This window comes from Sphingomonas sp. LH128, assembly GCF_000293195.2.
In the GTDB taxonomy this organism is placed as follows: Bacteria; Pseudomonadota; Alphaproteobacteria; order Sphingomonadales; family Sphingomonadaceae; genus Novosphingobium; species Novosphingobium resinovorum_A.
Genome location: NZ_ALVC01000234.1, coordinates 1 through 6,552, shown reverse-complemented (window position 1 = coordinate 6,552; position 6,552 = coordinate 1). Strand labels below are relative to the sequence as shown.

The following is a 6,552-nucleotide window of genomic DNA, read 5'->3' as shown; positions in this document are numbered from 1 at the left end:
GTGGGCGACGAGGAAGACAGCCACCTGGGCGATTTCATCAGGGACGAGAACGCAGTCATCCCGGTGGACGCGGCGATCCAGGCGAACCTCAAGGAAATGATCACGCGAACGCTGGCATCGCTGACCCCGCGCGAGGAGCGCGTGCTGCGCATGCGCTTCGGCATCGGCATGAACACCGATCACACGCTGGAGGAAGTCGGCCAGCAGTTCTCGGTGACGCGCGAACGCATCCGCCAGATCGAGGCCAAGGCGCTGCGCAAGCTCAAGCACCCGAGCCGGTCGCGCAAGATGCGCTCGTTCCTGGACCAGTAAGAGAAAAGCCCCGCTTCGGCGGGGCTTTTTTTACAGGCTCAATCGCCTTGCCCGCACAGTTGCTCGCGAAACTCCCGCGCCGCGGCGTCGAGCCTTTCCGCGCCGACGTCGAACGCCCAGCGTTCCAGAACCGGCGCCGGAGCAAGGCCCATGGGGACCAGCCTGTGCCGGGTGGCAAGCGCGGCGGCAAGCCCAGCGATCATGTGCGCGGGCGCTCCGGCCGTCCCGTCCGCCGAGAGGCCGCTGTCGCGCATGCCCGGTGCGAAGGCGGCGCTGCGCACGCCGAGCGCCAGCGCGAAAGTGGCCGCCGAGCGCACCGCTTCGCGCAAGTGAAGCGGCGTCCACCCTTGCGGATGGCCCAGCCCGACCACCAGCAGCGCCTTGGCCGCAACCGTTTCGGGCGGCTGGGAAATCAGCAGGCATTCGCCCGGAGCACCGGTGAAATGGCCTTCGCGGCGCAGTTCGAGCAGCCGCCCGCCCAGCGCTGCGTCGAGGTGAGCCAGCCCGCCCGTGGGCGCGCCGGCCGGTTCCTCGCTGAACATCGCCGCGCACGAAAGGTCCACTTGCGCGCCCGCGCCGTCCCACGCCGCCACATCCAGCGTCACGTCGAATGCCGAGCCGACGTTGTGTGCGACGCCCCCGCTCCCGCTCATGCCGCCTCTCCCGCAGGACGGGCGGGGCGGAGAGGAAATGCGGGCCAGAGGGGCCAGTTGAGGATCATCGCGGTCTGCCTTCGTGAAGTTGCATCCCGGTGTTAGCCCGCCACCGAGGTCCGCATCAGACCGATAAGATCGTCGCAACTATTCGAAGAACCCGAAAACCCCGCTTCTGCCTCCGCGTCCGGCCCTCCTATTGCCCGCCGCGCTCGCAGGCGCCTGAGCTGACAACCCGGAAACCTTCGGCGCGCGCCATGCAGGCATTGCTGAAAGTCTGGCGATGGCGACGCTTTTGCGCACAGACCGGCGCATATTCGCGCGTACAGATCGCGGGCTTTTCCGGGCGCGGGCGATGGGGGCGATCCGGTCCCGGCATCGTCTCCAGACACCCTGTGAGAACCAGCACCCCGGCGAGGCTCAATGCGCGCATGACGGTCAGCTTCATGGCAATCCCCTTTCTTCTGTCGGCCCTGCGTCCGGCCTTTTCGGGCCAGCCTATCGGGAGCCGGAACTTGCGCCCCTGAACAAACCCTTGCAAGCATCATGCGGCTGAAACATCCATATGCGCTGCACAATTGCCCGCATGGCTCCATTGGCGATCCGAACGCTGTGCCCACAAGACTCGCAATATTGCAAAGCCGCGACTAAGGGAGCCGCAAACGAATCCCTCGCAGGCAGGAAGCACCTCTCCCATGCGTATCGCGATCGCATCCGACCACGCCGCCGTCGACCTCAAGGCGACTTTGCGCGAATACCTCATCGAGGCCGGCCACGAAGTCGCCGACCTCGGCCCCGAAACCGCCGACCGCGTCGACTACCCCGACTACGGCTACAAGCTGGCCTCGGTCGTCGCCGACGGCACCGTGCAGTTCGGCGTCGCGCTTTGCGGCTCGGGCATCGGCATCTCGATCGCCGTCAACCGCGATCCCGCCTGCCGCTGCGCGCTGGTGGGCGAGCCGCTTTCGGCCGCCCTCGCCCGCGAGCACAACGACGCCAACGTCATCGCCATGGGCGCACGCCTGACCGGCGAGGACATGGCCAAGGCCTGCCTCGACGCTTTCCTCTCCACCGAGTTCGGCGGCGGCCGCCATGCAGGCCGCGTCGAAAAGCTCTCCAATCCGTCCTTCTGAAGGAGCCTAGAACCATGACCGTAGAAACCGCCATCCGTTCACCCGGCTTCTTCACCGACACGATCGCCCAGAGCGACCCCGCCGTCGCCGCCGCGATCGGCCACGAACTGAAGCGCGAACGCAAGCAGATCGAACTGATCGCCTCGGAGAACATCGTCTCCAAGGCCGTGCTCGAGGCGCAGGGCTCGGTGCTGACCAACAAGTACGCCGAGGGTTATCCCGGCAAGCGCTACTACCAGGGCTGCGAGCCGTCGGACGAGGTGGAAACCCTCGCCATCGAGCGCGCCAAGCAGTTGTTCGACTGCGGCTTCGCCAACGTCCAGCCCCACTCGGGCGCGCAGGCCAACGGCGCAGTGCTGCTCGCGACCGTCAAGCCCGGCGACACCATCATGGGCATGAGCCTCGACGCCGGTGGCCACCTCACCCACGGCGCCCGCGCAGCGCTTTCGGGCAAGTGGTTCAAGGCCGTGCAGTATGGCGTGACCAAGGACACCCACCTCATTGACTACGATGAGGTCGAGGCCCTTGCCAAGGAACACCAGCCCAAGCTCATTATCGCGGGCGGCTCGGCCTATCCGCGCGTGATCGACTTCAAGCGCATGCGCGAGATCGCCGATGCCGTGGGCGCCATCTTCCAGGTCGACATGGCGCACTTCGCTGGCCTCGTCGCGGCCGGTCTGCACCCCTCGCCGTTCCCGCATGCGCACATCGCCACCACCACCACGCACAAGACCCTTCGCGGTCCGCGCGGCGGCATGATCCTCACCAACGACGAGGCGCTGGCCAAGAAGATCAACTCGGCGGTGTTCCCCGGCCTTCAGGGTGGCCCGCTGATGCACGTCGTCGCCGCCAAGGCCGTCGCTTTCGGTGAAGCGCTGCGTCCCGAGTTCAAGGACTACGCCGCGCGCGTGATCGAGAACGCACAGGTTCTGGCAGCCACCCTCAAGGATCGCGGCGCCGCGATCGTCTCGGGCGGCACCGACACGCACCTCGCGCTGATCGACCTCTCACCGCTGGGCGTCACCGGCAAGGACGCCGACGAGGCGCTGGAGCGCGCGGGCATCACCTGCAACAAGAACGGCATCCCGTTCGACCCGCTGCCGCCGATGAAGACCAGCGGCATCCGCGTCGGTTCGCCCGCCGGCACGACCCGCGGTTTCGGCCCGGAGGAATTCCGCGAGATCGGCAACATGGTCGCCGACGTTCTCGACGGTCTTGCCAAGTGCGGCGAAGCAGGTGACGCTCAGGTGGAGCAGAACGTTCGCACGCGCGTTGAAGCGCTGTGTGATCGTTTCCCCATCTACGAGGACTAAGTCTATGACCGACCCGCAGCGCCCCCAGAACTCCGGCCACTTCGTCAGCGATGCCCGCGAGGAACTCGCCGGAATGCTCAAGGATGGCATGGCTCATCCTTCGACCAAGCCGGTTCTGATCTGGGGCGCTGCGGGCGCGGTTGCGGGCGCGTTCCTGCCCTTCGTCTCCATCGGCCTCGGGCTGGCGGCGGGCGCAGGCTACAAGTTCTACAAGCGCGTCCGTCCTGAATGAAAGTAACCCACTGAATGCGCTGTCCTTTTTGCGCCCACGACGATTCCCAGGTCAAGGACAGCCGCCCGACCGAGGATGCCACCGCGATCCGTCGCCGCCGCCAGTGTTCAAGCTGCGGCGCCCGCTTCACGACGTTCGAACGCGTGCAGCTGCGCGAGATCGTGGTGGTCAAGAGCAACGATGCGGCCGGGCTCGAACGCCGCGAGCCGTTCGACCGCGCCAAGATCGAGCAGTCTGTCACCCTCGCCTGTCGCAAGCGCGGCATCGACCGCGAGAAGATCGAGCGGCTGGTTTCGGGCGTGCAGCGTCAAGTCGAGACGATCGGCGAGAACGAGGTGCCTTCGCGCGTCATCGGCGAACTGGTGATGGAAGGGCTGCGACAGCTCGACTCGGTCGCCTACATCCGCTTCGCCAGCGTCTACCGTGCCTTCAACGAGGCGAGGGATTTCGAGGAATTTGCAGGGACCGTGCGCGATGTCGGCGTCAATTGAAATGAAACAGCCCGTCATCGTACTGGTGCGCCCGCAGCTGGGCGAGAACATCGGCAAGGCCGCGCGCGCGATGCTCAACTTCGGGCTGACCGAGATGCGCCTCGTCTCCCCGCGCGACGGCTGGCCCAACCCCTCGGCAGGCCCCGCGGCGGCCGGTGCCGACGACGTGCTGGAAAAGGCCGAGGTCTTTGAGACGCTCGCCGAAGCCGTGCACGACTGCGCCAACGTCTACGCCACCACCGTGCGCAAGCGCGGCGTCACCAAGCCGGTCGTCACGTCCGAGGAAGCCGCGCGCGAGGTCTACGCGGCGACGGGCCGCTCGGCCTACGTGTTCGGGCCGGAGCGCTCGGGGCTGGAGACGGACGATGTCGCCCTCGCCCGCGCGATCCTGACGGTGCCGATCAACCCCGAGTTCGCTTCGCTCAACCTGGCGCAGGCGGTGATCCTGTGCGCCTACGAATGGTCGAAGGGCGCCGCATTGGCGCAGCCAACGGTTGAGGAACTGCTCCCCCCTGCCCCCCAGGACGAACTGGAAGGCATGATCCAGCAGTTCGAGAAGGTACTGGAGCCGACCAAGTACTTCTACCCGGAAAGCCGCTCTGCCGCCACGCGCCGGACCTTGCGCAACATGCTCACCAAGCCGGGCTGGAACAGCCTCGAAGTGCGTACCATGCGCGGGGTACTGAGTGCGCTCGGCGGCAACCGACGGCCTAGGAATCCGGAAGAATAGCCTGGATTTCATTTGCGGGTTTATTGCTCCTGCGTAAAATAGCGGCAGCCTACAGTTTCGGGAATTTCTCCAACATGATCCGCATCATTACTGTCACCGCCCTGGCGCTTGCCACGCTGTCGCCCGCGATGGCCAAGGACAAGCAAGGCGAGCCGCTCAATCCCGACAAGAAAATATGCCGTTTCGAAGCACCCACGGGGACCATCATGCGCAAGCGCGTGTGCCATACCGCTGCGGAATGGAGTGCCATTGATTCGGTAGGTGCAAAACAGGCAGGGCAGATGATGGGGCGGGCCAACACCATGGGCAGCCCGCTCGGCACCGGTCAATAATCGCCCCAGACTTGGCTTGACTCCTGCGCCCGACCCTATAAGGGCGGCCCCTCACGTGGCGCCTGCGTCTTCGCAGCACGTCCATTCGGCCCCGCACTCTCGGTGAAGCGGCGGCCGCATCCGGCAGAATAGGCCGGATGGTGCGCTCCGGGAGAAACATGGATCGTGCACCACATCGGCTGCACGGCAAGCAGATTGAAGGACGACATTATGTCGAAGCGTCAAAGCTCGAAGTACAAACTCGACCGCCGCATGGGCGAGAACATCTGGGGCCGTCCCAAGAGCTCGGTCAACCGCCGCAGCTACGGCCCGGGCCAGCACGGCCAGCGTCGCAAGAGCAAGGTTTCGGACTACGGTCTGCAGCTGCGCGCCAAGCAGAAGCTCAAGGGCTACTACGGCGACGTGACCGAGAAGCAGTTCAAGCGCACCTACCAGGAAGCGTCCTCGATGAAGGGCGACACCAGCCAGAATCTGATCGGCCTGCTGGAGCAGCGCCTGGACATGGTCGTGTACCGCGCCAAGTTCGCGCCGACCATCTTCTCGGCCCGCCAGATCGTTTCGCACGGCCACATCCGCGTCAACGGCGTGAAGTGCAACATCGCCTCGCGTCGCGTGAAGGTCGGTGACATCATCACCCTGGGCAACAAGGCCAAGGAAATGGCTCTCGTTCTCGAAGCGCAGAACCTGCCCGAGCGCGAAGTGCCCGACTACGTCGCCCAGGACGGCACCGACAAGGTGACCTTCGTTCGCGTTCCGACGCTCGACGAAGTGCCCTATCCGGTGAAGATGGAACCGAATCTGGTCGTCGAGTTCTACTCGCGCTGATCCGGTTCTCCGGCAACGGAAACAAGAAAAGGCGGTCCTTCGGGGCCGCCTTTTTCTTATGTGTTTCGAACTGTTCAAACGACACGAAAAATTACACGATTTGCAGCACTTGTAAGGGAACTGCCGTCGAGATCGGGCATTAGCCTAGCATCATGACTCGCTACCGTTTCATCACTCCGCACCGCACCGGTAAATGGTACAATGATCTCAGGACAGCGCAGCGCCATGCCTGCGAGATCGGCGCCGGATTTCTCGACGAAATGACCGGCCGCTTCGTCGCCTATGTCGAGACGGTGCTGGAAACCATGCACGGCGAAGACGCACCGGGCATACCCGTCACTGCGTGACCGGGCTTCAGCTTAGCGGACGCTGATCCCCAGTTCGCCGAGAATCTGGCTTGCCTGCATGCGCGAGATGATCGCGCCACGGAACAGGGTAGCATCGACCAGACGCAGGCCACCCAAGTCAGCCCCACGCAGATCGGCGCCGTCGAACCGCGCCCCGGTCAAATCCGCATCGCGCAGGCTGCAG

12 protein-coding genes are annotated in these 6,552 nt (G+C 65.2%); 9 read left to right on the top strand and 3 right to left on the bottom strand.

The annotated features are described in order from the left end of the window. The coding region (locus LH128_RS18650) for a sigma-70 family RNA polymerase sigma factor (RefSeq protein ID WP_172705110.1) at positions 1-312 on the top strand (312 nt) is incomplete at its 5' end. A 38-nt stretch (positions 313-350) separates the two neighbouring features. On the opposite strand, the gene LH128_RS18645 is transcribed toward LH128_RS18650, so the two are convergent. Continuing rightward, positions 351-965: a M17 family peptidase N-terminal domain-containing protein gene (locus LH128_RS18645; RefSeq protein WP_008831231.1), complete on the bottom strand. Its 615-nt coding sequence runs from the start codon at positions 963-965 to the stop codon at positions 351-353. A 196-nt stretch (positions 966-1,161) separates the two neighbouring features. Beyond that, complete coding sequence (locus tag LH128_RS18640; RefSeq protein WP_008831230.1) at positions 1,162-1,413, bottom strand: Kazal-type serine protease inhibitor family protein; 252 nt, start codon at positions 1,411-1,413, stop codon at positions 1,162-1,164. 247 nt (positions 1,414-1,660) lie between these two features. Between LH128_RS18640 and rpiB the strand changes: the two genes are divergently transcribed. From rpiB to LH128_RS18600, 8 genes are all read left to right on the top strand, one after another. Further along, positions 1,661-2,098, top strand: a complete 438-nt coding sequence (gene rpiB / locus LH128_RS18635; RefSeq protein WP_008831229.1) for a ribose 5-phosphate isomerase B — start codon at positions 1,661-1,663, stop codon at positions 2,096-2,098. Positions 2,099-2,112: 14 nt separating this feature from the next. Then, positions 2,113-3,411 carry a serine hydroxymethyltransferase gene (gene glyA, locus LH128_RS18630; RefSeq protein ID WP_008831228.1) on the top strand — a complete coding sequence of 433 codons (1,299 nt, stop codon included), beginning with the start codon at positions 2,113-2,115 and terminating at the stop codon, positions 3,409-3,411. Positions 3,412-3,415: 4 nt separating this feature from the next. After that, the gene (locus LH128_RS18625; protein ID WP_008831227.1) at positions 3,416-3,643 is read left to right on the top strand and encodes a hypothetical protein; all 228 of its coding nucleotides are present in this window, start codon (positions 3,416-3,418) and stop codon (positions 3,641-3,643) included. A gap of 14 nt (positions 3,644-3,657) precedes the next feature. Next, positions 3,658-4,134 (top strand): transcriptional regulator NrdR, encoded by a 477-nt coding sequence (gene nrdR, locus LH128_RS18620; RefSeq protein ID WP_008831226.1) that lies wholly within the window; start codon positions 3,658-3,660, stop codon positions 4,132-4,134. Further along, on the top strand, positions 4,118-4,864 hold the full coding sequence (locus tag LH128_RS18615; protein WP_008831225.1) for an RNA methyltransferase: 747 nt from the start codon (positions 4,118-4,120) through the stop codon (positions 4,862-4,864). The genes nrdR and LH128_RS18615 overlap by 17 nt, the downstream gene beginning before the upstream one ends. 74 nt (positions 4,865-4,938) lie before the next feature. After that, on the top strand, positions 4,939-5,196 hold the full coding sequence (locus LH128_RS18610; RefSeq protein ID WP_008831224.1) for a hypothetical protein: 258 nt from the start codon (positions 4,939-4,941) through the stop codon (positions 5,194-5,196). A gap of 210 nt (positions 5,197-5,406) precedes the next feature. Further along, positions 5,407-6,021 (top strand): 30S ribosomal protein S4, encoded by a 615-nt coding sequence (gene rpsD / locus LH128_RS18605; RefSeq protein WP_008831223.1) that lies wholly within the window; start codon positions 5,407-5,409, stop codon positions 6,019-6,021. Positions 6,022-6,173: 152 nt separating this feature from the next. Continuing rightward, entirely contained in the window at positions 6,174-6,368 is a 195-nt protein-coding gene (locus LH128_RS18600) for a hypothetical protein (protein ID WP_008831222.1), read from the top strand. Positions 6,369-6,380: 12 nt separating this feature from the next. On the opposite strand, the gene LH128_RS32340 is transcribed toward LH128_RS18600, so the two are convergent. Then, positions 6,381-6,552 (bottom strand): pentapeptide repeat-containing protein (locus LH128_RS32340; protein ID WP_008831221.1); only part of this gene is annotated, 172 nt, incomplete at its 5' end.

Excerpts from the sequence above, each read along its gene's own strand:
- LH128_RS18645 (WP_008831231.1), bottom strand. The coding sequence starts at position 965 with ATGAGCGGGAGCGGGGGCGTCGCACACAACGTCGGCTCGGCATTCGAC.
- LH128_RS18640 (WP_008831230.1), bottom strand. The coding sequence starts at position 1,413 with ATGAAGCTGACCGTCATGCGCGCATTGAGCCTCGCCGGGGTGCTGGTT.
- rpiB (WP_008831229.1), top strand. The coding sequence starts at position 1,661 with ATGCGTATCGCGATCGCATCCGACCACGCCGCCGTCGACCTCAAGGCG.
- glyA (WP_008831228.1), top strand. The coding sequence starts at position 2,113 with ATGACCGTAGAAACCGCCATCCGTTCACCCGGCTTCTTCACCGACACG.
- LH128_RS18625 (WP_008831227.1), top strand. The coding sequence starts at position 3,416 with ATGACCGACCCGCAGCGCCCCCAGAACTCCGGCCACTTCGTCAGCGAT.
- nrdR (WP_008831226.1), top strand. The coding sequence starts at position 3,658 with ATGCGCTGTCCTTTTTGCGCCCACGACGATTCCCAGGTCAAGGACAGC.
- LH128_RS18615 (WP_008831225.1), top strand. The coding sequence starts at position 4,118 with ATGTCGGCGTCAATTGAAATGAAACAGCCCGTCATCGTACTGGTGCGC.
- LH128_RS18610 (WP_008831224.1), top strand. The coding sequence starts at position 4,939 with ATGATCCGCATCATTACTGTCACCGCCCTGGCGCTTGCCACGCTGTCG.
- rpsD (WP_008831223.1), top strand. The coding sequence starts at position 5,407 with ATGTCGAAGCGTCAAAGCTCGAAGTACAAACTCGACCGCCGCATGGGC.
- LH128_RS18600 (WP_008831222.1), top strand. The coding sequence starts at position 6,174 with ATGACTCGCTACCGTTTCATCACTCCGCACCGCACCGGTAAATGGTAC.